The sequence below is a fragment of the Planctomonas deserti genome (genome assembly GCF_003067705.1).
Taxonomy (GTDB): domain Bacteria; phylum Actinomycetota; class Actinomycetes; order Actinomycetales; family Microbacteriaceae; genus Planctomonas; species Planctomonas deserti.
This window is the reverse complement of the sequence record NZ_QANL01000003.1, coordinates 514,005-538,018: the sequence shown is the minus strand read 5'-3', so window position 1 is coordinate 538,018 and position 24,014 is coordinate 514,005. Positions and strand designations below refer to the sequence as shown.

Below are 24,014 nucleotides of genomic sequence, written 5' to 3'. Positions count from 1 at the left end.
GCAATAGACTGGCGCCATGCCTGAGCAGCCGGTCATCAAGCGCGTGCGCACCCGCCACTTCCAGAGCGCGAAGGAGCAGGGCATCAAGATCACCGGGCTCACCAGCTACGACACGCTGACGGCCGGGATCTTCGACGAGTCTGGCATCGACTTTCTGCTCGTCGGAGACTCCGCGGGCAATGCGGTGCTCGGCTACGAGACCACCGTGCCCGTGACCGTCGACGAGCTCATCCCGCTGGCCCGCGCCGTCGCCACCACCGTGCGCCGCGCCTTCGTCGTGGCCGACATGCCGTTCGGGTCGTACGAGTCGGGTCCCGAGGAGGCGCTGCACACCGCGTTCCGTTTCATGAAGGAGGCGCAGGCGCACGCGGTGAAGCTCGAGGGCGGCACGCGCAGCGCGGAGCAGATCCGGCGCATCGTCGAGGCCGGCATCCCCGTGATGGCGCACATCGGCTTCACCCCGCAGAGCGAGCACGGGCTCGGCGGACACATGATCCAGGGCCGTGGCGCCGGGTTCGAGCAGCTGATCGCGGACGCGCGGGCGGTCGAGCAGGCCGGCGCGTTCGCCGTGGTGCTCGAGATGGTGCCCGCGGATGCCGCTGCCAAGGTCACGGCCGAGCTGCGCATCCCAACGATCGGCGTGGGCGCCGGCCCGGACGTCGACGGCCAACTGCTCGTGTGGACCGACTTCGCCGGCTTCACGGCCGGGCGCATCCCCAAGTTCGTGCGGCAGTACGCGGACCTCCGCGGCGTGCTGGCGGACGCGGTCACGGCCTTCCGCGCCGACGTCTCCTCGGGCAGCTACCCGAACGCGGACGAGTCCTACTCCTAGCGCTCCGGCAGGCGGCGGCGGGACCTGGTCAGTCGCGCCAGTTGTCGTTGCGCGCCTCCTCGGCCGCCCAGCGGGCCGAGCGCTCGCGCACGACGTCCATGGCATGAGCCGCCTCCTCGCGGGTGGCGAAGGGGCCGATCCGGTCAGGCGCCGGTGAGATCGCGCCCTGCTCCACTGCGCCGGTGCGGGAGTTGTACCAGAACTGCGTGTCTTCCTTGTCGCTCATGGGGTCAAGATTAGGCCTCGTCCCCTTCCTCGGTAGGGTCTACTCATGACTGAGCCAGCCACGACGGCAATCGGAATCGACATCGGTGGAACGGGTATCAAGGGCGCCATCGTCGACGTCCTCTCCGGTGAGCTGCTGACCGAACGCATCAAGAAGGCGACCCCCGAGGGCGGCGAGCCCGACGACATCGTCTCGACCGTCAAGGAGCTCATCGCCGAGCTCGGAGACGTGCCGGAGGGCACCCCGGTGGGCGTCTGCTTCCCCGCCGTGGTCGAGCACGGGCGCACCATGTCGGCCGCGAACGTGTCGAAGAACTGGATCGGGCTCGAGGCGGAGAAGCTGTTCGAGCAGCACCTCGGCGTGGACATCACCTTCGTGAACGACGCGGATGCCGCGGGCGTCGCCGAGGCGCACTTCGGCGCGGCGAAGGATGTGAAGGGACTCGTCATCATGACGACGCTCGGCACGGGCATCGGCTCCGCCCTCATCTACGACGGCGTGCTCGTGCCGAACTCCGAGCTCGGCCACATGGACATCGGCGGGCGACGCGACTTCGAGAAGCGCGCGTCCTTCGCCGCAAAGGAGCGAGGCAAGCTGAGCTGGACCCGCTGGACGGTGCGCCTGCAGGCGTTCTACTCGCAGCTGGAGAAGCTGCTCTGGCCGGACCTGTTCATCGTCGGCGGCGGCGTGTCGAAGCATCACAAGCAGTTCCTGCCGCTCTTGAACCTGCGCACGCCGATCGTGCCGGCCATGCTGCGGAACAACGCGGGCATCCTGGGTGCCGCCGCCCTCGCGGCGCATGCGGCCAGGAACACGGGCGACCGCACGACGGGCGATCTGCTCGCGAAGACCGAGGACCGGTGACCGTCTCGCCCCCTCCCTCGGGAGGGGGCGAGACCGTTACGCGTCAGGGCGAATGGGCCGACTGATACGCCGGGTTCTGTCCGGGCACTCTGTCGAGTGCCGTGGACGGCCATCTATCTACGGGATGCGTTGCCGCAGCCCTCTAGCGGTCTACCCGAAGACTCGGCGAGCAGCCTCAGCGTCTTCTGTCTGACCTTGCTCCGGGCGAGGTTTACCGAGCCGGCCAGGTCACCCTGGCCGCTGGTGGTCTCTTACACCACCGTTTCACCCTTACCCGTCGCCGAGGCGGCGGGCGGTCTGTTCTCTGTGGCACTGTCTCGCGGGTTGCCCCGGGTGGGTGTTACCCACCGCCCTGCTCTTTGGAGCCCGGACGTTCCTCGGCGCCCGCGGTTTCCTTGCGGACCTGCCGGGCGACGCGACCGTCTTGTCGACCCATTCGCTTGGCTCGATTCTACCGGCACCGGTGAGCGGCCCGATCGACGGGTGGCACCGACGGCGGAAGCGGCGCCGCGCTCGGCCGCCTGCGGCCGCGCCGGCGGATCAGAGGCCGGACTCGTCCGTTCGCACGAGGATGGCGCTGCTGTCCGGGCAGATCACCACGTCGTCCGGCGCGGCGCGGCGCACGGCCTCGAGGTCGGATCCGGTGAGCCGCACGTTGCTCGCCAGGGACACTCCGCCGCGCAGGAGCGCGGCGCCAATGCCGTAGCGGGCGCGCTGACGCTCGTACAGCTCGAGCAGTTCGCGGGAGAACGCGTCGGAGAGACGGCTTCGCTCGCCCGCCACCTCGTCGCGGTCGGCACGGAGACGGGCGAGGGCGGCATCCCGGGCGGCGGCGGCCTCGCTGATCTGCGCGTCCACCGCGTCCCGCTCGGCGACGGTCTCGGCGTGCGCGGCCTCCAGCTCCTCCACGCGCTCCATGACGGTGAGCTCGATGTCCTCGAGGTCGCTGCGTCGCTTGCGCAGCGAGGCGAGCTCCTGCTCCAGCGCCTGCACGTCCTTCATCGAGCTGGTCGCGGCGACGCGCTGCTGATCCCGCGCGATGCGTGCCTCGACAACGGCGACGTCGGACTCGATGCGCTTCAGTTCCGTGCGTGCGTCCTCCAGCGCGCCGGTGCGCACGGCGAGGCGCTGCCGGATGGGCGACAGCTGCGCCTCGAGCGCGGCGATCGCCTTGATCTCGGGCAGGGTCTTCGCGGCGTGGTCCAGCTGCTGCAGCCGGGTGTCCATGCTCTGCAGCCGGAGCAGCTCCTTCTGGGTCTCGGGAGTGGCTTTCATGGTCTCCTGGTCTCTCGTATGTGTTGCGCGTCGGTCACTGGGTGACGACGAAGTCCCACGGGTCGGTGCGCAGTTCGCTGACGGTAACGGTCAGCTCGGGCAGGGCGGATCGCAGGGCGGCCGCCGCGGCATCGAGCCACAGCCACTCGCTCGCCCAGTGCGAGACGTCGATGAGGTACGGGGTGCCGTTCCCGTGCAGGGCGGCCTCGCGGGCCTCGGAGGCGGGATGGTGGCGGAGGTCCGACGTGATGTAGACGTCCGCGGAGGTCACAGCCGGTGCCGCGAGCAGCGAGTCGCCGGCGCCGCCGCAGAGCGCGACCGTCGACACTGATCCCTCGTAGTCCCCGGACACGCGCACCCCGGTGGCGGTGGCCGGCAGGATGCGCGCGAGCTCGGCGGCGAGGCGCCCGAGCGTCGTCGGCGCCGGAAGCACGCCCACCCGGCCGATGCCCTGCCCGGGCTGGCCCTGCTCCTCGATGGGGCGCTGGTCGCGCAGGCCGAGGAGGTCGGCGAGCACGGCGGACGTGCCCTGCTCGACGACGTCGGCGTTGGTGTGCGCCGCGACCAGCGCGCAGTTCGCGCGGATCAGGGTGGCGATGAGAGCGCCCTTGTAGCGGTCCTCCGCCACGGAGGTCACGCCGCGCAGCAGGAGTGGATGATGCACGATCAGCAGGTCCGCGCCCGCCTCGGTCGCCTCGGCCACGGTGTTCATTACGGCATCCACCGCGAGGTGCACGGACGACACGGCGGCCCGGGGGTCACCCACGAGCAGCCCGGGTGCGTCCCACGGCGAGGCGCCACCCATGGGCCAGAGCGACTCGATGGCGTCGTTCACGTCGGCGAGGGAGTACGGCACCGCACCAGCCTACTTCGCGGCCGACCGCGCCCATCCCCGCTCGGCAACCGTCAGGGGGCTCACGGGACCCGCGTGAGGAGGTCCTGGAACCGTACGTCGAGGGCGGCCGGAGCCCCGCCCGTGAGGTATGTCCCGACCGCCGTGGTGCCCGAGCCCTGAAGGCCGGTCGTCGCGTCCTGGGCGGTCTGCAGCCACCCGGGCTCGACGGTGCCGGACAGCCAGGCCCGGGTGCGCACCGTCGTGGGCGCGGATCCGGTCGCCTCGACTCGGACCTGGACCTGTTCCCCGCCGCGCAGCGGCGCCGTCGCGACGGGAACGGGCGTGCCCAGCGCCGTCTCCGCCCCGGTCGCGCCCGTGCGGACGAGCTGCACCGTGGTGGCCTCGCCGGGCGCCACGCGGAGCTTGGCCCAGTAGCCGCCCGTGCCGGGCACGAACTTGGGCGAGGTCGACACGTACAGGCGGCTGCCGCTGGCGACGCTCGGCACCGTGACGCTGCTGGTCAGCATGGCCTGCGGGGCGAACGCGTTCGACAGGTACGCGTCGGGGCTCCTCCCCGGGGGTGTGAGGACAACGCCCTCCGTGCCCGCGGTCGAGAACCGGGTGTCGGAGTCCGTCGTCCAGGTACCACCGGCGTCGGCCGTGCCCCAGCCGGTCGCCGTGGTCCGAGCGAAGTCGTCGGCCGCGATGGTCGCGGTCGCGCGGGTCGGCACGTTCATGGTCCGGGAGGTCGTCGCCGTGGCGCCGTCGTCGTCCGTGACCCGGAGGCTGACGCGGTGGTCGCCGCGCGGGAAGACGTGCGCGACGCTCGGTCCGGTCGCCGTCGTGCCGTCACCGAACGTCCAGTCGTACGACCGGATGCTGCCGTCGCTGTCGCGCGAGGACGAGGCGTTGAACGAGCAGCTGAGGAGCGGGCAGCTCGCGCTGAAGGCGGCCGTGGGTGCCGCGTTCACGGGTTCCGGGGCCGGTGGCGGCGGGGTGCTCTCCTCATCCTCGGCCCGCAGCACGAACCCGTCGGAGAACGTGCCGCCGGAGGCGCGTACGAACCGGGCGGAGAGCTCGCTCTCCGACACCGTCACGTCGAGCACGCCGTGCGTCGGCGTCGCGTTCATGCCGGACCAGGCGGCGTGGTAGCGCGCCTCGGCGTCGGCGGGGTACACGTCGCGGAGTCCGACACCGCCGGTGCCGACGGTCGTGAACACCGTGCCGTCGCCCTTGTCCATGGTGGAGTCGCCGTCGGCGACGCAGTCGGGATCGAACGATCCCTGCACGATGCGCGCGCAGCCATCGGCGAGCGCGAGCTGGTGGGTGCGCTGGTAGATGTGTTCATGACCGCCCAGCACGAGGTCCACCCGCTTCTCGACCAGGAGGTTCATGATGTCCGGTCCGGCGGCGCAGCCGTACCGGCCGACGGACAGGCAGGGATTGTGCATGCCGACGACCACCCAGGGGATGTCGGACTCGCGTGCGCCGTCGATGGCGCGCTCCGTCCAGTCGTATCGCGGCGTGCCGGCCGCGTAGGACCACTGCCCGTCCGGGTAGTAGATGCCGGGCGAGATCATCACGTACCGGACGAGGGGGTTCTCCGCCGGGACGTCCACGTAGTACTGACGGGCGTAGGTGCCCTCCATGCCCGGCAGGCGGTTCGGGAGGCACTTGGCGAACTCGTCGATGAAGCCGTTGCGGCCGTCGCTCTCGTGGTTGCCGGCCAGCAGCTCGAAGGGCAGGTCGTCCCCGACGATGCCGGTGACGAGATCGCACCAGGCGGGCTCGGCTCCCGGTGCGCCGTAGGACAGGTCCCCGAGGGCGATGTGCAGGTCAGGGTCGAGCGAGGCGATGCTCCTGAGCACGGCCTCCGCGTCGGACGACGTCGAGTAGTCCCCCGCTGCCGTGAAGTGCACCGTCCGATCAGAGGGATACCCCGGATTCTCGGCGGACGCCGCCGCGGATGCGGCCCAGCCCGGCAGCAGTGCAATGGCGGCAACGGCCGCGATGATGGCTCGCCTGGATCTCATTGAGAACACCCCCGTGTCAATGCGGACCGCTCCCGTCGCGGATCCCCCTCCTGCAACTTAGCGTGACGCGGGGCGCGGCCGGGACCGTTTTTCCTCGGTGGTCGATGACCGCGCCTCGTCCGCACGGTCCACGCGGTTCGCACCGGAACGAGCGCGTGCCCGCCGGGTCGCGCCGCGCGACGTCAGCAGCGCGAGCGCGATGCCGATGAGCACCATGCCCGTCCAGCCGAGCGGTGCGAGCCGCTCCCCCACCACCAGGACGGCCAGCAGCGTCGCCACCACGGGCTCGAGGAGGGTGAGGGTCGTCGCGCTGCTGCTCCGCACGTGCCGGAGGCCCGCGCCGAAGAGCAGATAGGCGAGGAACATCGGACCGACGGCCAGGTACCCCGCGATGGCGAGGGATCCGGCGGACTCCGTGAGCGGCGCCCCCGACGCGATCAGGACAGGCAGGAGCAGAACGGCGCCCACGCCGAACACGGCGCCCATGGCGGCTCGGGATCCGCAGCCGAGCTGCATCGCCCGGCGCGAGCAGTACGTGTAGCCGGCGTAGCTCGCGCCCGCGACGAGGCCGAGCGCCAGTCCCGCCGTCGCCTCCGCCCCGCCTGCCGTGCCCCCGCTGCCGGAGTGAGCGGGTCCGGCGAGCGCAAGCAGCACGATGCCCGCGACGGCCAGACCCGTCGTCGCCCACCACTCGGGCCGCAGGCGGTGCCGCTCGATGGCCCGTTCCAGCACTGCCGCGAACACGGGCGCCGACCCCAGGGAGACGACGTTCCCCACCGCGACGCCGGCGAGGGACATCGAGCTGTAGAACGCCAGCGGGTAGGCGACGACGCACGCTCCGCCCGCGAGCAGCCATCTGCGGGCGGCCCGGTCGCGGAGCGCCGCCCACGAGGTCCGAGGGCTCACGGTGAAGAGCAGCAGGCCGCCGATCGCCATCGTCGCGGCGCCCGTGGCGACCGGCGGGACCCCGGGCGGAAGGAAGCTGGCCGCCGTGCCGGTCGTGCCCCACAGCACGGCGGCGACGAGGATGGCGAGCATGGCTGGCAACCCTACCGAACGCGCCGCCCCCACATCGCCGGGCCCGGCTCGGCCGGGTGGCGGAGTCAGTCGCCCTTCACGTTGATGATCTGCCGCAGCGTGTGCCTCACCCGCACGAGGTCCGCCGCGTCGGCCATCACCCGGTCGATGTCCTTATACGCCTGCGGGATCTCGTCGAGGAAGGCATCGGAGTGCCGCCACTCGATGCCGTGCATCGCCTCGTTGAGCTGCCGGCGCGTGAAGGTGCGGCGCGCGGCGTTGCGGGAGTACTCGCGACCCGCGCCGTGCGGCGAGGAGTTGAGCGAAAGCGGGTTCCCCAGGCCTTCGACCACGTAGGACGCCGTGCCCATCGAACCGGGAATGAGTCCGGGTCGGCCCGCCGAGGCGTCGATCGCGCCCTTGCGCGAGAGCCACACGTCGCGACCGAAGTGATGCTCCTTCTCCGTGAAGTTGTGGTGGCAGTTGATGCGCTCGCGTTCCTCGACGGGGCCGCCCACCCAGTCCGCGAAGGCCGCCGCGACGCGGTCCATCATCTCCTCGCGGTTAAGCAGGGCGAAGCGCTGGGCCCAGCGCAGCTCGGCGATGTACCGGTCGAACTCCGCCGTGCCTTCGACGAGATAGGCCAGGTCCATGTCGGGCAGGGGCACCGAGGTACGCCGCGCATACTCCTGGGCAGCTCGGATGTGGCGCTGGGCGATCTTGTTGCCGACGCCCCGGCTGCCCGAGTGGAGGAACAGCCAGACGCGTCCCCGCTCGTCGAGGCTCACCTCGATGAAGTGGTTGCCGGATCCCAGGGAGCCGAGCTGCTCGCGCCAGTTCGCCGCGTAGGACGCGGGGTCGAAGCCGGCGACGCTGGCCGCGCGTTCCAGCTCGGCGATGCGGGTGGCCGCGGTCGCCGTGATCGAGCGGTTGTACTTGCCGGCGGACAGGGGCACCGCCCGCTCGACGGCCTCGCGCATGGGCCGCCGATTCGCCGGGAGGTCCGCGGCGTCGTACTGCGTGCGCACGGCGATCATGCCGCAGCCGATGTCCACCCCGACCGCGGCGGGGATGATCGCCTCAAGGGTGGGGATCACGGAGCCCACGGTCGCGCCCTTGCCGAGATGCGCGTCCGGCATGAGGGCCAGGTGAGGATGGATGAAGGGCAGCTCCGAGGTGCGTCGAGCCTGCGCGAGTGCGCCCTCGTCGAGGATCGATGCCCAGTTGATCAGTCGGTCGGTGATCCGTTGCACCGTGTCCCCCTTAGGTCCCGCGCCACGGGGTTCGAGGAGAACGTGCCGACGAGCGCGGGTTTCCATCCTTCTCCGCGCTCGGCATGAATTCCAGCTCGCTCCGCCGATGCCCCGCAGCGCGGGCGCGACGGCAGCTTCCGTTCCGCTCGGCCCCGAAATGGGGGCGTTGAGCGCCCCCGTTCTCGCGCCCCCGAAATCACACGGATCCCCGAATGTCAAGGCGCCTATAAATCCTTGAGTTTCGCTCAGTACGTCGGCTACGGTCGCCGAGACACCGAGGGACGATCGCGCCCTGGAGCTCTCCGCACGGTGTATCAGCGAAGGTGACATAGAGCATGAGCATGCGACCCAAGCTTCCCGCCCAGCACGACCCCCGTCAGGACCGTCCGGCCGAATCCCTCGGCCGTCGACTCCCGCGGGTAGCCTCAGCCGCCGGGCTGGCTATCGCCCTGGCTGCCGGGCCCCTGCTCGTCGCGTCGCCCGCGAGCGCAGCCACGACCCAGACTCGCGCGGTCGAGTCCCTCGCCGTTCAGCAGCTGGTGACCCGGTGGGACGACAGGGGCAACGACCGCGGACGAGGCTGGGACGACGACAACGGTCGTGGGAACGGCCGTGACCGCGACGGCCGCGGCAACGGGTGGCGCGACGATGACGACGACCGCCGCGGCGGCGGATGGGACGACGACCGGGACCGCGACGATCGATGGGACGACGGGCGGGACGACGACGACCGCCCGGAGCCGCAGCCGGCGCCCGCACCCCCGCCTGCCCCGCGCCCCGAACCCGCTCCGCGCCCGGAACCGGCACCGGCACCGCGTCCACAGCCTGCACCGGCACCGCGTCCCGAGCCGGCACCGGCACCGCGTCCTCAGCCGGCGCCCGCTCCGCGCCCCCAGCCCGCACCCGCTCCACGCCCCCAGCCGGCGCCCGCGCCTGCCCCGGCGCCCGCCCCCGCACCGGCATCGCGGCCCATCCCTGCCCCGGCGCCGGCTCAGGCCCCCGCGCCGGCGCCCGCCGTCCAGCCGGCGCCCGCAGCGGGCCCGGTCACGGCTCCCGCACCCGCGGCGGCCCCTCCGACCGCTCCGGCGGCAGAGCCGGGAGCGGCCGTCGTGCCGCAGCCCGCCACGGGCGCGGCCACCGGCCCCGCGAGTTCGGCGGGAAGGACCGCGGCCATCGTGTCAATCCCGACTCTCACGAGCGCCAGCCCCATGGCGGGCAGCACGGACGGCGGCACGCGCGTCCGCATCATCGGGACCGGATTCGCCGGCGCCACCCAGGTGCAGTTCGGCGGTGTGCCCGGGACGGATCTGACGGTTCTCTCGAACACCGAGCTCGAGGTCACGGCGCCCGTGCGCAGCGAGACGGGCACGGTCAACGTCCGTGTCTTCACGACGACCGGCCGCAGCGCCGGCAACTCCCCCGTCGACTTCCGCTACGTCCGCACGCCGCTTCTCACGAGCATCACCCCGGCGACCGGATCGGACGCGGGCGGCATGCTCGTGGCCGTCCACGGCAACTACCTGGAGGGCACGTCCGAGGTCACCTTCGGCGGCACCCCCGGTGAGATCGTCACCGTCGGCCAGACCCTGGTGCGCGTGATCGCCCCGCCCCGCGAGGGCGCCGGGCCGGTGGACGTGCGGCTCACGACGCCGGGCGGCACGACCGCGGTCATCCCCGACGCGAGCTTCACCTACGCCGCCACCCCCGGCATCACGAGCATCAGCCCGAGCACCGGCTCCACCGACGGTGGCACCGAGGTCCGGATGCTCGGCACCCACCTCGCCGACGTCACCTACGTGGGCTTCGGCGACCGTGAGGCGACGAAGCTGACGGTCGTGTCCGACCGCGAGCTGATCGCCGTCGCCCCCGAGCGCACCGCTGTCGGCGAGATCTTCCTCACGGTGCGCACCGCGGCCGGCATCACCGCCGAGATGCCCGCGTCAGTACGGTTCGAGTACCTGCCGCCGGAGCCCGTCGAGCAGGCCTCCGTGCACAGCTACTGGCCGCTCGGCGTCATCGGGATCCTGTCCTGGTCCGTCTGGTTCATCCGGCGTTACCTGTCCCGGCACCGCTACCGCCCGGTTGAAAACGACTTCCGCACTACCACCTCCATCGTCGTCCCGGTGTACCGGGAGGACCCGGACGTGCTGGAGCGCTGCCTACGCACGTGGCTGCGCGAGGACCCGGATGAGGTCATCCTGGTCGTCGACGACCGCGACGACGCTCTGCTCGGACACCTGCGTCGGCTCGACCTTCCCCGCGTCCGGATCCTCGAGTGGCGGCACACCGGCAAGCGCGGTGCGCTCGGAGCGGGCGTCCGCGAGGCGACCGGCGAGGTCGTGGTGTTCGCCGACTCCGACACCGAGTGGCGTCCCGGCATGCTGGCATCGCTGCAGATGCCGTTCGTCGACCCCCAGGTCGGCGGCGTCGGCAGCCGGCAGCACGTCTACCTGCCGCAGACCAACCTCTGGCGCCGGGTCGCGTACTGGATGCTCAACACGCGCTACCTCGACTACGTGCCGGCCATGTCGCGCCGCGGCGGCGTCGCCTGCCTGTCCGGGCGCACGGCCGCCTACCGGCGGTCTGTGATCACCCCGCTGATGCCGGCGCTCGAGCGCGAGATCTTCCTCGGCCGCGAGTGCGTGGCCGGCGACGACGGCCGGCTCACCTGGCTCGTGCTCGCATCCGGACACCGCACCGTGCACCAGGAGACCGCGCAGGCCGACTCGATGTTCCCGGCCGACCTCGGCGCATTCATGCGTCAGCGGGTGCGCTGGAGCCGCAACTCGTACCGCTGCTACCTCACAGCACTGGCCAACGGGTGGCTGTGGCGTCAGCCCTTCATCACCCAGGTGACCGTCATGCAGGTCCTGCTGACGCCGCTGTCCATGGGCGCGGCCGTCTGGTACGGGAGCACCTGGATCCGCGAGGGCGGCTGGATCGCGGCTCTGATCGTGCTCGGCTGGGCGGTCATCGGTCGTGCCCTGCGCGCCACCTCGCACCTGATGGAGAACCCGCGCGAGATCGTGCTGGCGCCGCTCATGGCCCTCGTGATCGCGTTCATCGCCCTGCCCATCAAGCTCTGGGCCGGCGTCACGATGAACCGCCAGGGCTGGCTCACCCGCCAGGAGGGCCAGCGCGTGCAGGGCCAGCAGGAGATCACGACGCCGACGATCCGGACGGAGGTGCCCCTGCATGCGGGTCAGGGCTGAGCTCACCAGGGGACGACTCGTCGTCGCCCTGCTTCTCGTGGCGATCCTGCCCGCCCTCCTGGCGTTCGGCGCGGTGCTGTACGACCGGCCGGCCCCACCGCCTGGACCGCCGGCCTACAACCCGGTTCCGCTCGCCCGGCAGGGCCTGCTCACCGCTCTCCAATCCCGTGAGCTGGCGCGGAGCAGGAGGGTCACCACCGACGCCGCGCTGCAGCAGACCCCGTGGCTCGAGCCGCCGCGGTTCCCGGAACGGCTGCCCACCATCGGGCTGACCGCGCGGCCCACCCCGTACACGCTGCCCGAGCTCGCGACACTGTTCCCGACCGCGATCGACGCGAGCGGACCGGCGGTGCTGGTGTCGGCGAGCATCGAGGTGGCCAACGGTGCGCAGCTCGCGATCGACGGCACGACGCCGGACGTGCGCCTCCTCAGCGCCCCTGACGGTTTCGCCGCCATCATCGCTCGTGGCGGCGGCATCTCCATCACCGGTGACAGCCGCGAGCAGGTGCGTCTTTCCTCCTGGGATCCGGCACGCAGCAGCGTCGACAGCGACCCCTCCGATGGGCGGTCCTTCCTCCTCACCATCGGTGGACGGATGGACATCGCGAACGCGGACATCGGGCACCTCGGGTTCGGCACCGGATCGAGTTCCGGTGCCGCCTGGCGCGGCGGGCACCACACGCCCGGCCTGCCTCCGGCCCCCGCGGAAGGAGACGTCACGGACTCCGTGCTCCATCACAACTGGTTCGGGGCCTACACGTTCGAGGCCGAGAAGATGCAGTGGGTGGGCAATACCTTCGCGAACAACTCCGCCTACGGGTTCGACCCGCACGACCTGAGCAACGACTTCCTCGTCGAGGACAACATCGCCCACGGCAACGGCCGGCACGGCTTCATCTTCTCCCGGGGCTGCGAGCGCAACGTCCTGCGGAACAACATCGCCTACGACAACCGCGGGCACGGCTTCATGATCGATGACGGACGCTCGGTCGACAGCCCGACCGCCGAGGCGGCGCGCCTCCCCTCGAACGACAACCTGCTTGTCGGCAACCACGCGCACGACAACGACGGCACGGGCATCGAGCTCGAGGGCGGCACGGGCACGGTCGTCGAGGACAACCTGCTCGAGCGCAATCACGTGGGCATCCGGGTGAAGGACCAGGCGGCGGCACGCGTGAGTGGCAACACCATGATCGACAACGCGCTAGCGGGCATCGACGTCCTCGCCGGCGTCGACAGCGTGCAACTGACCGAGAACACGATCGAGGGCGGCTGGGCGGGAATCGCGCTCGGCGAGAGGAACGCGGCTCGCCTGACGGGCAACGAGATCAGCGGCTCGTCGACGGTGCTGGCCGTCGAGGGCGAGGCGGAGCGCGAGGAGAGCATCGCCGACGTGGTCGGCCGGGTCTTCCGATGGAATCCGATGCTCGTGCTCTGGGTCGCGATCCTCGGCGTGCCAACGGTCGTGGGCGTGCGCGGCATCGTCCGGGCCGTCGGCAGGCGACGCACCACCGCGGCCGCCTCATAGCCGGGACGCCCTCGGGCGGACGGGCTAGATGAGGCGGCGCAGTAGGTCCTCGGGACTGCTGCCCACGGCGCGGGAGCGCAGCAGCAGCCGCGCGTACTCCTCGTCGGTCAGCTGCAGCGTCACCTCGTGCAGCGAGGACTCCTCGGGCTCTGCTTCATCGTCCAGGTCGAACAGGGTGGCCACTCCCCCGGGCGCGCGCGTCTCCGCGGGCAGAACATCCGCAAGGGGCGGCACGGAGGCGCGCACCAGCGCCGGATGGCGCTCCCCGGCCGCGCTCTCGCTCGCACCGGTGTCGGCGCCGTCGACTCCCCCGAAGCCCGGACCGGTGGGCACCTCTCGGCCCCGCTGGTAGGCCTCCGCGGCCGCACGCGCACGGGAGTCCGCCGCCTCGTTCAGCACGTGACCAACGTGGCCCTTCACCCATTCGAAGCGGTAGCGACGGCCCACGATCGCCTCGTCGATCTCCTGGAGCAGGTCGAGGTTCATCACGGGCTTGCCGTCGCCCTTGCGCCAGCCCTTCCGCTTCCAGCCGGGCATCCACTTCGTCACGCAGTTGATGACGTACTGGCTGTCGCAGAGGATCAGGAGGTCGTCGTCCACGTCCTGGGTAGCACGGAAGAGCTCGAGCACCGCCTTCAGCTCGCCCATGTTGTTGGTGCCGTGCTTCCAGCCCCCGGCCGCCCACCGGTCGTCGTCGATGTACCAGGCCCACCCGGCGGGACCGGGGTTGCCCAGGGCGGACCCGTCGGCGGCTGCTGTGATCGTCACCGGTCCATCGTAGGGAACGGCGGCGACACGCTAGACCTGGAAGCGCCGCACGTAGTGCTTGTGCCCGTGCACGCGGTGGTAGAGCGGCGCCGCGGCGAGGACGATGATCGCGAGCACGAGGTACATGCCACGGAACCCCGCGAACGGGATGAGCACGCCCAGCAGCAGCGGCCCCAGGCCCGTGCCCGCGTCGAGGAGCAGGTAGAAGGTGGACGTCGCCGTGCCGACCCGGGGAGCCGGGGCCTCCGTCACGGCGATGGCCTGGGTGCTGGGCAGAAGGGCGCCGAAGCCGAACCCGACGAAGGCGCCGGCGACCAGGACGCCCAGCGCGGACGGTGCCACGGCCAGCAGGAGCAGGCCGAACGCGAAGGACAGCAGCGTCGGGTACACCACGGCGTTGTCCCCGCGGCTGTCCTGGATCCTGCCCATCACCAGGCGGGAGAGCAGCACCACGACCGCGTAGACGAGGAAGAACCCGCCCGCCGCCGTGGACAGGTCCTCGGACGCGGCGTAGGACCCGAGGAAGGTGAGCACGCCCGAGTAAGCGAATCCGGCGACGAGCATGAGGGTGGCGATCGGCAGCGCCGCGGGATCCACCATGTCCGACAGCCGGAGCCGCCACATCCGTTCACGCTCCTCGGGGGTCGGGGTGCGCTCGGGCAGGCGGAGGAAGAGCGCCAGGATCAGCCCGACCAGCGAGCAGGCGGCGCTGAACCAGAACAGGGCGCTGTAGTCGGCGCGGTCGGCGAGCAGCACGGCGAGGAACGGTCCCGCCGCCGTGGACAGGGTGGAGGAGATCCCGAAGTAGCCGATGCCCTCGCTGCGCCGGGCGGCGGGGATCAGCCGGATCACCGAGGCGGTGATCGCGGTGTTGCCGGTGCCGAACGCCACGCCGTGCACGAAGCGCACGAGGATGAGCAGCGTCAGGTCGCCCACGGGCAGGTACAGCGCCGACATCAGCACGAACACGGCGAGACTCAGCGCGAGCGTGCGTCGGCGACCCACGAAGTCGAGGAACTTCCCCGCGAAGATGCGGGCGACCAGAGCGCCGATGAGGAAGGAGCTGGAGGCGAGGCCCGCGGTGCTGTCCGACGCGGAGAATCGGTCCACGGCGTAGAGTGCCATGGAGGTCATCAGCAGGTAGAAGACCATCGACATGCAGAGGTTGGTGACGATGGCGAGCACGAAGCTGCCGCTCCAGAGCCTCCGTGAGTCCTCACCGCTGTCGATCGTCACGCCGTCTCCGTTCCGCGACCGGGCTGCGACCGCGTCGGGTCGCTCCGGCGCCGAACAAGCTTAGGGGCGCCGGACGAGGCAGCGGCACTTTGTGGAGTGTCCTCGGGCCGCAGAGGCGTCGGTAGGGTGAGCACTCGTGAGCGGACGAGTGAGTTGGCGCGGCGTGATCCCCTGGTGGTACGTCGGCGGCGCGGTCGTCACGCTCGTCGTGGGGGTGTTCCTGCACGACTCCCTCAACGTCTCGACGAGTCCGGTGCTCATGTGGGGACCGATGATCGGGATGGAGGTGCGCCAACGGCGGCTCGCCGCTAAGACCGATCAGACCAGCCGGCGGTCGCCCGCAGCGATGCCTCAACGGGCGGAGGCGATCTTCGCCGGACTCTTCACCTCGCTCGCCCTGGGCGTGGGAATCCTGCTCGGGTTCCTGTTCTCTCTTGACGACGCAAGGCCGGGGGACGGAAGGGCCGCAGTGGCGGGCACAGTGTTGGTGCTCATTCCCCTGATCGTGGTCGCCGGCATCCTCGCCAGGCGCCGGATGACTTCGTGAAGCGTGCCTCCGAGGGAATGATCCGGGACTCGCTCGAGGGGAAGGAAGCAATCCGGAACCTAGCGTGTCAACGGAGAAGGTGGAATGGTGACCTCTGAGCATCCGTTCCCGAGTGAGGTGGGTGGGCAAGTGACCCGGTTCGTCGTCGACTCCGGGGCGGTGCTGCAGCTCGTGAGCGGTCCGTACGAGGTGGGGGCGGAGCACGAGATCCTCGCGCCGACGCTGCTCCGGTCGCAGGCCCTCTCGGCGCTGCACGAGGCAGTGGCGCGCGGAGAGCTGACCGCCGACGTCGCCCGCGAGCGGCTCGACCGGATCCGCCGCCTGCCGATCCGGCTCCTCGGTGACGCCGTGCTCCGGCGTCGCGCTTGGGACCTCGCCGATGAACTGGGGTGGGCGAGTACCTACGACGCCGAGTACGTCGCGCTGACCCAACTGCAGGCGGACGCGCTGGTGACGCTGGACCCGGCGCTCGCCGCGGCCGTCGCCGGCGTCGTGGTCACCGCGAGCCTCGAGGATCTCGGCTGAAGCGATCGGTCGGCCACGTCGGTATCGCCCATTGCGACCTCCCGGGGCGTCGCCCGCCCTCGTGCTACCAGCGGAGATCGAGGTAGGCGTCCCGCGAGTCGGCGAGAAGCCGGAGCGCGGTGCCCGGCGGGGGCTCACCGTCGAGGAAGCTGAGCTGGCAGCGTGCGTTGTACGCGAGGGTCCACGCGGTGGCTGCGGCCGCCTGCCGCTGTTCGGCCGGGTCGAAGGGCGACTCCCGTGCGCTGTCGTAGTTGACGAGGAAGTCCAGGACCTCCTCCGGCCGCGGCAGGTCCTGCACGTCCGTGCCGCCGTCGGTGAATGCAGCGGCCGCGAAACCCGCGATGTGCGGCTCGGGCGCCGCGACGAGATCCCAGTCGAAGGTGCCGACCAGGGCGCCGTCGCTGAACCGGGCGTTGCCGACGTACCAGTCGGCGTGCCCGACGGCACGATGCTGCGGATCCGCCTCACGCAGTCTCGACGCCGCCTCCGCCGCGTACTCGTCGAGCCACTCGAAACCGGGAGGCGTGTCGGTGAAGTCGAAGATGGAGTCGTGCGGCTCCGGCCACGGCCCGTCCTGGTACCGGCACCACGCCGGTCCCGGGCCGGCCGCCGCCCCGATCTCGGGCATCGTCCGCAGGATGGCGACGTGCGAGGCGAGCCCCTCGGCGAGCGAGCGACGGACGGCGGGCACGCGGCCGTCGCCCCGTGAGCCGGCCGTAACGAGTTCCTCGGTGGTGAGGACGAGTCCCTCGAACTCGGTGGTGTCGCAGAGCGGGCGCGGTGCGGGGAACCCCGCGTCGGCGAGAACCCGCTGCGCCTGGACGGTGGCGAGCCGCGCGGCAAGGTCCGCCGGCTGCCGATGCGCCTTGATGAGCACCGAGCGATGGTCACCCAACGTCACGGCCCACACGGCGTCGATGCGACCCGCGCGGAAGATGACGTCCGCCAGCCCTGACCCGAGACGCGTCTGCGCGTACCGGTCCAGCACTCCCCGGATCTGGTCGGCATCACCGGTCGAGAAGATGACCTGTTCAGTCCCCGATACCCCGCCAACGGCCATGCTTCAAACTAGACCTCGCCGGGCGCCGGTGAGCAGGAGGGCTCGCGCCCCCGTTTCGTTGACCAGCGAGACCTGATTCTCTGCCCATCGATAACCTCCACTCATGATTGAACGGCGGCGCGACGCAACGGGAGTCCACAGGCCTGGACAACCCCTTTCTCGTTTCGATCCTCGACCGGAAGACGTGCTGCGTGTCGCTCGGATCCAGGTCGCTTCAGTACTCGGCTTCGGGCTGCATGGAGTCCTACTCATCTACGCTCTCGAAGCGCCGGGCGACGGGTGGCGATGGTTCTTCTATGGCGGGTACGTGCTTGTTTTCGTCGCGGCGTTGATCACGGCGACGCGGCGAGAGCGACGATTCAGACGTGAGCGCGAGGAGCGTGAAGAGCGCGAGCGCGCGGCATGGAGGACCGGCAGGACGGAGTGATCGCCACGCCACTCATGCCGGAAGCTGCGTGAGGAACCGATGAACGCGAATACGCGCACCGCCCTGCTCCGGGCGGAGATGATGCGCCGCATGAATGACGGCTGGGTCGTGGTCGAGCGGAACGCGTTCGACCTGGTCATGGTCCACCCTGTGCCTCCGCCTTGGTGGAGGATCGTGCTGGAGGCCCTCAACCCCTTCGTCTGGGTCGGCGGCATGACGCCGCTGTTCGACCGCGTCGAGCGTCGGCTGCACGTCTCGGTCGACGAGGACGGCGCCTTGTTCCGCGTGACCGTAGGAGAGGTGCCTCCGTCGTGGCGGCGCCGCTTCTCCTGGGAGGTTGCGGACGGTAGGTCAGGTGGAGGTAATTTCTAAGTGCTCGTCGGACCCGGACCCGGATTATCTCGGTGCCGGTCCGACGGATTCCACTCGAACGAAGTAGGGCTCGTCCTCGCCCACGACGGTGAAGCGCAGTGTCGACCCAACCCCGTAGCGGTTCCTCAGCTCACGCGGTGCTATCTGCGTGACCTTCATCACGACGTCCGCAGGGAAGGGCCCCGCACCACAGCCGAAGGTGGGCTCCACCCTTGTGTTCTCCCGACTGGCGACGAGCTGCACACAGCCGCCGTCGTTCGCCTGCGAGGTGGAATCGGGACGCAGGTAGATTGCAGTCAGACCATGGAAGTCCTCCGTCACCAGCACGTCTCGATAGAACTCCGACTGGTGGGCCGGCAGTTCCTGATCCTCGCTGAGGGAGAGCATCGCGACCTCGGAGCCCGGAGAGGCGTGCAGCCATGAGATCACCACGGCGGTGACGAGCACAGCGACGAGAACGGACACGACCCACAGCACACGTAGCCGACGACTCGGAGCATGAGGAGGCCGTTCGGTGTTGGGCAGAGCCGCTCTCTCCGGCGCCTCACGCGGGCTCGCACCATCTTCCGCACCGGCGCTCGCACCGCCACCGGCGCCGGCGTCGGGCTCCGGCGCTGCTGGAGTCGCGCTCCCCGGTTGGCCTCGACCTCGGCCCGCCTGTACTTCGTGCAGCTGCCTTAGACGAGCCACAGCGGCCGGGTCACCGATAAGGTCCCCGCCCCGGCCGTAGACCCGTCGCCGCAGGTCGGAGAGCTCGTCATGCCGCGTGTCGCCCGGCAGGGCGTCGTCGTCCGCGTGAGTCATAGCCCGTGGCGACGGCGGATCTCCGCGTCGCTTCCCGCGCCCACGCCGTGCTCGCGCTCGAGTTCCGCGACATCTCGACGGTGCTTACGAATGGCGTGTATCCCGGTGGCGATCTGGAGTATGGCGAGGCACCCGACGGTCCAGGACCACACCGCGGACGGATCTTCGACGACTCTGACCGCGGACACCGCGGCGAGAAGAACCCCGATGACGAGCATGGAGACGCCGAAGGTCCGCTCCTGACCGATGGCCAGCCGCCGCTGCACGGGTGAGGTCATGGGCTACGGGGCGAGAAACAGGTTGAGGACGGTGATCGCGACGAGGCTCCCGCCTAGCGAGCCGGTGATCACTGCCGCTAGCCACGGCCCGCTCATCACCCGCATGCCACCCCGCCTGCGCAGTCGAAGGCTCATGGCGAGCCCGACTAGGAAAAGCCCTATGCCGATGATCAACGTGAGCATCGGCGCGGCGTACATGACGCCGATCCTAGGGTGATGTCGGGCCTGGTCCGCCGGATGGGACGCCCCAGTACGCTGACCCCGTGACTGCGAAGGACCGGTTGATCGGGAAGCCCCGCACGTCACGTCGCCTGGCGCTGTTCTCGACAATCGGCGGTGGCGTCGTGATGCTGCTCGCGCTCGGCCTCGCGGTAGTCGCTTTCAATCAGCCCGCGAGCTGGCTTCCGCCGTTGCTCGTCACGCAGCCCCCGTTCTGGCTGGGCGTGCGGACCCTGCGGGACCAGCAGCGGAGGAAGCGCGGCGAGGCGAGCCCGAAGGCCTGACGCCGCTAGCCACGCAACGCATCGTTGGGCGTCGGGATCGTCGGATTCGTCGCGGCGAAGGCGCCGCTCTCCCACGGTCCTCCTCTGCGCCGTCGGTGTGACGTTCCGTGCCTGCTGATGTCGGCGGCACCGCTCGATACGCTGAGCACGTGAGCAGCAGGGATCGACTGATCGGCCCTCCGTACAGGTCGCGGGGCATGGCCCTCTTCGTCACGATTACCGGCGGCGTGCTGATGCTGCTCGCCCTCGTCGTCGCGGTCGTCGCGTTCGATCGACCCGGGGCGTGGTTGCCGCTGCTGGTCATCATGCAACTCCCGTTCTGGGGCGGCATTTGGAGTCTGCGCGAGCAGCGGCGTTCCAAAGGTTCCAACAGCGCGAGCGAGCCGGGGCTGTGAACGAAAACACCATCGGTTTCATCATCGGCATCATCGGCATCGTCGGGATGGTGGTGATCGCGCCGTTCGCCCTGCGCTCCTTCAACCAGCAGCGGAAGAAGTTCGGCGCCATACATCGCGAACGTGCCCGCACGCAGCAGTAGTGCCCCGGGTGGCCTGCGACCTGACCACCGATCGGTACGCTGAGCCGGTGCGTTGGGATCGCATTCTGGGGCCGCCGCTTCGAACGCGACGACGGGCATGGTTCATAACCCTGTTCGCCGGATCCGCCACGCTTCTTGCGGCCGTGTTCGCCGTAACGAGGTTCGACCAGCCGATGCTGTGGGCGCCGTTGCTGATCATCCCCCAGCATCCGCTCTGGCACGGTGTCTACTCGCTGCGCGTCCACCAGCAGCAAAGCGGATCGATGGACTCGGGATCCCGGTGAGCGAGCGCGCTGAGCGGAAGGGACTGGTCGCCGCCCAGTTCGAGGCGCTCCAGTTCTTCCGCGGTGCCGGCGGGGCACTCATGAGCGCCGACGACCGCGCGCAGTACGAGCAGATGCGTGCGTGCGTCGATGTCGCCGAAGCGCGCCTCCGTGCTGCTCTGGAGACCGACTGACACAGAACCAAGCCACGCGAGACGGCGGTAGTCTGCCGACCCGAGGACCTCGATGCTCGAGTGCCGTGACAACGACGGAAGCACGGCCACCGCCCGGGGGTGCGGTTGGAAGACTTCGGCTCGTGACGCACGTTGCGTCGTGATGGAGGCGGACCGGAGGCCTAGCGCCGCCAGGCGGGGAACGCGTCGTTCGCCGCATGATTGGTCAGGTTCGTCGTGGCCAGTGTGTCCAGGTCCACGACAGCGATCTCACCCACCCGATCCACCCCATCAGCCGTGAAGGCGATCTGGGTGCCGTCGGGCGACCATGACGGAGGCCAATGATCGTGTCCCGGCAACGTTGTGAGCCTGCGGTGAGGACCGCCTTCGGCGGGCATCACGTAGATGTCCTCTCGAGTGCGGGACATGACGAAAGCGATCGTCAGCCCATCGGGGGACCAAGATGGCTCCGTCATCTCGGTCGAGTCTTCTGCCAATAGCTTTCGATCACTGCCGTCCCTATTCATCACCCACAGGTCCTGACCGGTGTCGCTCCCCCGGGGCGTGCTGTAGACGATGCGCTCGCCATCCGGCGACCAGCTCGGCCAGTTGCCGTTGTCGGTGAGGAGTCGCTTGTCCTGACCATCGCTCGTCATCGTGAAGATCTTGTTCGACGTGTCCTCCCACACCCCGTACGCGATGCGCTCGCCATCCGGAGACCAGACCGGGGTCGTCTCATAACGGTCGGCGGTGCTAGTGAGATTCCGCAGGCCCGTGCCATCGGCGTTGATCACGCAGATGTCACCTTTGCTCTCCAGGTCGGCTGCCGCCATGAATGCGAGCTGGGCGCCACTAGGAGACCAGGTCGGCAAGCCCTCGGCCTCGTCGTCGCGCGTTAGTCGAACTGGATCCGAACCGTCAGCAGCCATCAACCAGAGGTCGAAGCTGCCGGCGCGATCGGAGGTGAACGCGATCGGGCGGGCCTCTGGATTCTCGACCGTCGGAGAACTCGCGGGCGTGGCACACAGCCCGGACCCAGCAGGGGCGCAGCCGCTAGCCCCGAGAAGCACGACCGCGACCAGGGCCCCGGTCGCCAGTGACCTTCGCATGCCCGCTCCGTCGCCGTGGTGCAATCACTCGTTCGGCAGGGCAGGCCGAGCACCGGCCGCAGCCCCGACCCACCTCATGCTCGTCCTGCCGCCCGCGCGCTTGCAAGGGCCGGCGGAGGTAAACCGCGCTACCGGTGTAGCGGTCGTCGATACTCAACACGGCGGGCGCGACTCTGCGAGCGAGTGAGCGGGGACATCCCTTCGTCAGAGAGGCGGCGCTCCGCGGCGCCGTTCGATGAACCCGAGGACGATCATCATCCCTCCGCCGAAGATACTGGTCACGGAGATGAACCCCACGCCCTGCGCGGCGGAGAGTACGGCGATGAGGAGAATCGATCCGCCGAGCACCCAGAACCAGCGGTACGGGATTTTCCCGGGCGAGTTCAGGTCAGGCTCCCTCATCTGCTGATTCTCACCCGCCTGCCGCGGGAGGAACAACCGATGCCTGCTCGGCGGCATGCCTCCGCAACGCTGCGAGCACCGCCGACCGGATCACGAAGTAGAGCAGGGCTGCTATGAGCGCGACCGGGAGGATGAAGATCGCAGCGATGACGAGCAGGTTCGAGACGTCCATGGGCTCACCCTAGGGCCGTCCCCGAAACCACCTCGGCACCTGCAGGCCGCCCGCCCACCACGGGCAAGGCGTACTGACGCGGGCGTCACGGGCTGATTCTGAAGCTCGAATTCCCCCACACGTTGAGCCCGAAAGCATCAGGGACTCGCGAGCGAGCAGCGGCGTTCACAGGGCAGGTAGCGGTCAGACGCGCGTGATCGGGTGAGGCGCAACGAGCCGACGTCGACCCCTTCTGGGGGTCTCGCCCCGAGGGCGCCCGCGGCTAAGCTGACGCCGCCGGGTCGCCAGGGATCACCCGTGCCCGGCACCCGCTGTGCGGCACGTTCCCGGTCCCACCCCGAATCGATCGACCGGACCGCCCATGCCCTTCCCTCTGCGCCGCCGTCAGCGGGAGCTCAAGCATGCGGCAGGCTCCGGCGGCGAACCTCTGTCTGCGGTCCTTCCATGTGGCAGCTGACGCCGGCTGATCTCCCCGAGCTTCCCGCGCCAGGGCTGCCGTGGTGGGGCATCGCCGGGATCATCACGCTCCCAGTGTTGATCCTTCTGAGCGTGTTCAGCGGACCAGTACAGGCCGACACAGCCGGGACGTACGTGTGGAGCCGCGGCCGTCACCGAATGTTCCGAGTCGCCGTGTGCCTGTTGGTCGCTGCGGCTCTCAGCATCCTGTCCAGCTTCATAGTTTGGGTAATTGCGAACTCCAACAGCGGCGAGATCAGCGCCCGGGTACAGAAGTGGATAGTCGAGGACTACGGGCTCGAGGCCGGTGAGTTCGAGGCGCGTGCCATCGTCCCGGACGAGCGGAGCGTCCGGAGACCCAGCTTCTTCCGTGACGAGGTGGGAGGCGAACTTGTCAGCATCTACATGAAGCTGGACCACGATACTGGCGAGTACTACCTCGAGACACGCGACGGGAACGTCATCCCACCGCTGCCGGAGCCCTCGTGATGCCAACACTCTCCCCCGCCGACCTTCCGTCCGTGCCCATGCCGGTGATGACCGTCGTCGGTGTGGCGGTCGTACTGATCGGTGCCGTGCTCATGGCGGTGACCGTCGGTATCTATCGATTCACCGACACCCCCGTCACTCGACGAGGCTTCCTGGCGTTTTGCTCGGGCCTGGCGACCCTCATTCTCGGCTTCACCGTCGCGACAGTCGCCGATGCTCCCGCCGAGAAGGCGGAGGGTGAGTTGTACGAATCCATCGTTCGGTCATGGCTCGCCGCGGACTACGGGGTCAGGGTCACCGGATCGACGGCCAGAACGCTCATCGAGGAGTCCGATTGCGGCATCCCCGGACGCGATGAGGACGGCGATCGATGCGGCGCGTTCTTCATGGCGGAGGTGAACGGCGAATCCCGGCATGTGGCCGTCCACCTCGACGAGGAGCACGGCAGGTACGTGCTCCGCGAGATCGACGGGACCCTGGTGCCCCCGCGCTCTGATGCGACGGAGCCGGATGAGTGACGCGCCGCCAGAAATCTCAGCTGGCGGCTCGAACGGTGCGGAGGGTGGGCCCTGCCGGGCTCGAACCGACGACATCCACGGTGTAAACGTGGCGCTCTACCAACTGAGCTAAAGGCCCCTCGCGCGCCGAGCGCGCGGCACCCATGCTACAGGCTGTGCGGCGCCGGTCCGCGGCGGCTCCTCGTGCTCAATACCCGCCCAGCGGTACGCAGTACAGGCTCCGCGGGACTTGCGCTCGGCCGGATCCTCGACTGGTGCCGGCCACTCCTGTGAGGGAGCCTGTGTTGGGAACACGGGAG

At 70.0% G+C, this 24,014-nt stretch carries 30 protein-coding genes, 1 tRNA gene and 1 other RNA gene; 14 read left to right on the top strand and 18 right to left on the bottom strand.

Annotation, left to right across the window (positions count from 1 at the left end; genetic code table 11):
• Positions 1-16 precede the first annotated feature (16 nt).
• Positions 17-832, top strand: a complete 816-nt coding sequence (gene panB / locus DAI20_RS13335; protein ID WP_108251580.1) for a 3-methyl-2-oxobutanoate hydroxymethyltransferase — start codon at positions 17-19, stop codon at positions 830-832.
• A 28-nt stretch (positions 833-860) separates the two neighbouring features.
• On the opposite strand, the gene DAI20_RS13330 is transcribed toward panB, so the two are convergent.
• Positions 861-1,058 carry a hypothetical protein gene (locus DAI20_RS13330; protein WP_108251578.1) on the bottom strand — a complete coding sequence of 66 codons (198 nt, stop codon included), beginning with the start codon at positions 1,056-1,058 and terminating at the stop codon, positions 861-863.
• A gap of 45 nt (positions 1,059-1,103) precedes the next feature.
• Here DAI20_RS13330 and ppgK point away from each other — a divergent pair, with 45 nt between their 5' ends.
• Positions 1,104-1,922 carry a polyphosphate--glucose phosphotransferase gene (gene ppgK / locus DAI20_RS13325; RefSeq protein WP_108251576.1) on the top strand — a complete coding sequence of 273 codons (819 nt, stop codon included), beginning with the start codon at positions 1,104-1,106 and terminating at the stop codon, positions 1,920-1,922.
• Between the two features lie 49 nt (positions 1,923-1,971).
• Here ppgK and rnpB read toward each other — a convergent pair.
• From rnpB to DAI20_RS18730, 7 genes are all read right to left on the bottom strand, one after another.
• Positions 1,972-2,357, bottom strand: an RNA gene (gene rnpB, locus DAI20_RS13320) — RNase P RNA component class A.
• Between the two features lie 105 nt (positions 2,358-2,462).
• On the bottom strand, positions 2,463-3,197 hold the full coding sequence (locus DAI20_RS13315) for a zinc ribbon domain-containing protein (protein WP_108251574.1): 735 nt from the start codon (positions 3,195-3,197) through the stop codon (positions 2,463-2,465).
• A gap of 34 nt (positions 3,198-3,231) precedes the next feature.
• A complete protein-coding gene (locus DAI20_RS13310; protein WP_108251572.1) occupies positions 3,232-4,053 on the bottom strand; it encodes a Nif3-like dinuclear metal center hexameric protein in 822 nt (273 codons plus the stop codon).
• A gap of 59 nt (positions 4,054-4,112) precedes the next feature.
• A complete protein-coding gene (locus DAI20_RS18580) occupies positions 4,113-6,065 on the bottom strand; it encodes a PKD domain-containing protein (protein WP_159085055.1) in 1,953 nt (650 codons plus the stop codon).
• 57 nt (positions 6,066-6,122) lie between these two features.
• Complete coding sequence (locus DAI20_RS13300; protein ID WP_108251570.1) at positions 6,123-7,103, bottom strand: DMT family transporter; 981 nt, start codon at positions 7,101-7,103, stop codon at positions 6,123-6,125.
• Between the two features lie 65 nt (positions 7,104-7,168).
• Positions 7,169-8,335, bottom strand: a complete 1,167-nt coding sequence (locus DAI20_RS13295; protein WP_108251568.1) for an RtcB family protein — start codon at positions 8,333-8,335, stop codon at positions 7,169-7,171.
• A gap of 991 nt (positions 8,336-9,326) precedes the next feature.
• Positions 9,327-9,509, bottom strand: coding sequence for a hypothetical protein (locus DAI20_RS18730; RefSeq protein ID WP_168927693.1), 183 nt, complete (start codon positions 9,507-9,509; stop codon positions 9,327-9,329).
• Between the two features lies 1 nt (position 9,510).
• Here DAI20_RS18730 and DAI20_RS13290 point away from each other — a divergent pair, with 1 nt between their 5' ends.
• Together DAI20_RS13290 and DAI20_RS13285 are read left to right on the top strand one after the other, a co-directional pair.
• Positions 9,511-11,547, top strand: coding sequence for an IPT/TIG domain-containing protein (locus DAI20_RS13290; RefSeq protein ID WP_159085054.1), 2,037 nt, complete (start codon positions 9,511-9,513; stop codon positions 11,545-11,547).
• Positions 11,531-13,075, top strand: coding sequence for a right-handed parallel beta-helix repeat-containing protein (locus DAI20_RS13285; RefSeq protein WP_108251565.1), 1,545 nt, complete (start codon positions 11,531-11,533; stop codon positions 13,073-13,075). The genes DAI20_RS13290 and DAI20_RS13285 overlap by 17 nt, the downstream gene beginning before the upstream one ends.
• A 24-nt stretch (positions 13,076-13,099) precedes the next feature.
• Here DAI20_RS13285 and DAI20_RS13280 read toward each other — a convergent pair whose 3' ends face one another.
• Both DAI20_RS13280 and DAI20_RS13275 read right to left on the bottom strand, forming a co-directional pair.
• The gene (locus tag DAI20_RS13280; protein ID WP_108251563.1) at positions 13,100-13,843 is read right to left on the bottom strand and encodes a ribonuclease H family protein; all 744 of its coding nucleotides are present in this window, start codon (positions 13,841-13,843) and stop codon (positions 13,100-13,102) included.
• 30 nt (positions 13,844-13,873) lie between these two features.
• Entirely contained in the window at positions 13,874-15,079 is a 1,206-nt protein-coding gene (locus tag DAI20_RS13275; RefSeq protein ID WP_240606068.1) for an MFS transporter, read from the bottom strand.
• Positions 15,080-15,215: 136 nt separating this feature from the next.
• On the opposite strand from DAI20_RS13275, the gene DAI20_RS13270 reads away from it, so the two are divergent.
• Both DAI20_RS13270 and DAI20_RS13265 read left to right on the top strand, forming a co-directional pair.
• Positions 15,216-15,626 (top strand): hypothetical protein, encoded by a 411-nt coding sequence (locus DAI20_RS13270; RefSeq protein ID WP_159085053.1) that lies wholly within the window; start codon positions 15,216-15,218, stop codon positions 15,624-15,626.
• A gap of 129 nt (positions 15,627-15,755) precedes the next feature.
• Entirely contained in the window at positions 15,756-16,151 is a 396-nt protein-coding gene (locus tag DAI20_RS13265) for a type II toxin-antitoxin system VapC family toxin (RefSeq protein WP_108251559.1), read from the top strand.
• A gap of 64 nt (positions 16,152-16,215) precedes the next feature.
• On the opposite strand, the gene DAI20_RS13260 is transcribed toward DAI20_RS13265, so the two are convergent.
• Complete coding sequence (locus DAI20_RS13260; RefSeq protein ID WP_108251557.1) at positions 16,216-17,211, bottom strand: protein kinase family protein; 996 nt, start codon at positions 17,209-17,211, stop codon at positions 16,216-16,218.
• A 466-nt stretch (positions 17,212-17,677) separates the two neighbouring features.
• Between DAI20_RS13260 and DAI20_RS13250 the strand changes: the two genes are divergently transcribed.
• Positions 17,678-18,010, top strand: a complete 333-nt coding sequence (locus DAI20_RS13250; protein WP_108251553.1) for a hypothetical protein — start codon at positions 17,678-17,680, stop codon at positions 18,008-18,010.
• Positions 18,011-18,034: 24 nt separating this feature from the next.
• On the opposite strand, the gene DAI20_RS13245 is transcribed toward DAI20_RS13250, so the two are convergent.
• The 3 genes from DAI20_RS13245 to DAI20_RS13230 all read right to left on the bottom strand — a co-directional run bounded on the left by DAI20_RS13245 (position 18,035) and on the right by DAI20_RS13230 (position 19,290).
• Positions 18,035-18,475: a hypothetical protein gene (locus tag DAI20_RS13245; RefSeq protein ID WP_159085052.1), complete on the bottom strand. Its 441-nt coding sequence runs from the start codon at positions 18,473-18,475 to the stop codon at positions 18,035-18,037.
• A 335-nt stretch (positions 18,476-18,810) separates the two neighbouring features.
• A complete protein-coding gene (locus tag DAI20_RS13235) occupies positions 18,811-19,092 on the bottom strand; it encodes a hypothetical protein (protein ID WP_159085051.1) in 282 nt (93 codons plus the stop codon).
• Between the two features lie 3 nt (positions 19,093-19,095).
• Positions 19,096-19,290: a hypothetical protein gene (locus DAI20_RS13230; protein ID WP_108251545.1), complete on the bottom strand. Its 195-nt coding sequence runs from the start codon at positions 19,288-19,290 to the stop codon at positions 19,096-19,098.
• 65 nt (positions 19,291-19,355) lie between these two features.
• On the opposite strand from DAI20_RS13230, the gene DAI20_RS13225 reads away from it, so the two are divergent.
• The 5 genes from DAI20_RS13225 (at position 19,356) to DAI20_RS18565 (ending at position 20,590) form a co-directional block, all read left to right on the top strand.
• Complete coding sequence (locus DAI20_RS13225; protein ID WP_159085050.1) at positions 19,356-19,595, top strand: hypothetical protein; 240 nt, start codon at positions 19,356-19,358, stop codon at positions 19,593-19,595.
• A gap of 197 nt (positions 19,596-19,792) precedes the next feature.
• Positions 19,793-19,990: a hypothetical protein gene (locus DAI20_RS13220; protein WP_108251541.1), complete on the top strand. Its 198-nt coding sequence runs from the start codon at positions 19,793-19,795 to the stop codon at positions 19,988-19,990.
• A complete protein-coding gene (locus tag DAI20_RS18575) occupies positions 19,987-20,133 on the top strand; it encodes a hypothetical protein (protein ID WP_159085049.1) in 147 nt (48 codons plus the stop codon). Before DAI20_RS13220 ends, DAI20_RS18575 begins: the two co-directional genes overlap by 4 nt.
• Before the next feature lie 47 nt (positions 20,134-20,180).
• Positions 20,181-20,417: a hypothetical protein gene (locus tag DAI20_RS18570; RefSeq protein WP_159085048.1), complete on the top strand. Its 237-nt coding sequence runs from the start codon at positions 20,181-20,183 to the stop codon at positions 20,415-20,417.
• Positions 20,414-20,590 (top strand): hypothetical protein, encoded by a 177-nt coding sequence (locus tag DAI20_RS18565; protein ID WP_159085047.1) that lies wholly within the window; start codon positions 20,414-20,416, stop codon positions 20,588-20,590. Before DAI20_RS18570 ends, DAI20_RS18565 begins: the two co-directional genes overlap by 4 nt.
• A gap of 161 nt (positions 20,591-20,751) precedes the next feature.
• On the opposite strand, the gene DAI20_RS13215 is transcribed toward DAI20_RS18565, so the two are convergent.
• From DAI20_RS13215 to DAI20_RS18560, 3 genes are all read right to left on the bottom strand, one after another.
• The gene (locus tag DAI20_RS13215; RefSeq protein WP_108251540.1) at positions 20,752-21,678 is read right to left on the bottom strand and encodes a TolB family protein; all 927 of its coding nucleotides are present in this window, start codon (positions 21,676-21,678) and stop codon (positions 20,752-20,754) included.
• Positions 21,679-21,882: 204 nt separating this feature from the next.
• The gene (locus tag DAI20_RS13210) at positions 21,883-22,080 is read right to left on the bottom strand and encodes a hypothetical protein (protein ID WP_159085046.1); all 198 of its coding nucleotides are present in this window, start codon (positions 22,078-22,080) and stop codon (positions 21,883-21,885) included.
• A gap of 10 nt (positions 22,081-22,090) precedes the next feature.
• Positions 22,091-22,252 (bottom strand): hypothetical protein, encoded by a 162-nt coding sequence (locus tag DAI20_RS18560; RefSeq protein WP_159085045.1) that lies wholly within the window; start codon positions 22,250-22,252, stop codon positions 22,091-22,093.
• Positions 22,253-22,696: 444 nt separating this feature from the next.
• On the opposite strand from DAI20_RS18560, the gene DAI20_RS13205 reads away from it, so the two are divergent.
• Together DAI20_RS13205 and DAI20_RS13200 are read left to right on the top strand one after the other, a co-directional pair.
• Positions 22,697-23,197 (top strand): hypothetical protein, encoded by a 501-nt coding sequence (locus DAI20_RS13205; protein ID WP_108251536.1) that lies wholly within the window; start codon positions 22,697-22,699, stop codon positions 23,195-23,197.
• Positions 23,197-23,715: a hypothetical protein gene (locus DAI20_RS13200; RefSeq protein ID WP_159085044.1), complete on the top strand. Its 519-nt coding sequence runs from the start codon at positions 23,197-23,199 to the stop codon at positions 23,713-23,715. Before DAI20_RS13205 ends, DAI20_RS13200 begins: the two co-directional genes overlap by 1 nt.
• Before the next feature lie 45 nt (positions 23,716-23,760).
• Here the strand turns inward: DAI20_RS13200 and DAI20_RS13195 are convergent.
• Positions 23,761-23,833 (bottom strand) — tRNA-Val (locus DAI20_RS13195).
• Between the last annotated feature and the right edge of the window lie 181 nt (positions 23,834-24,014).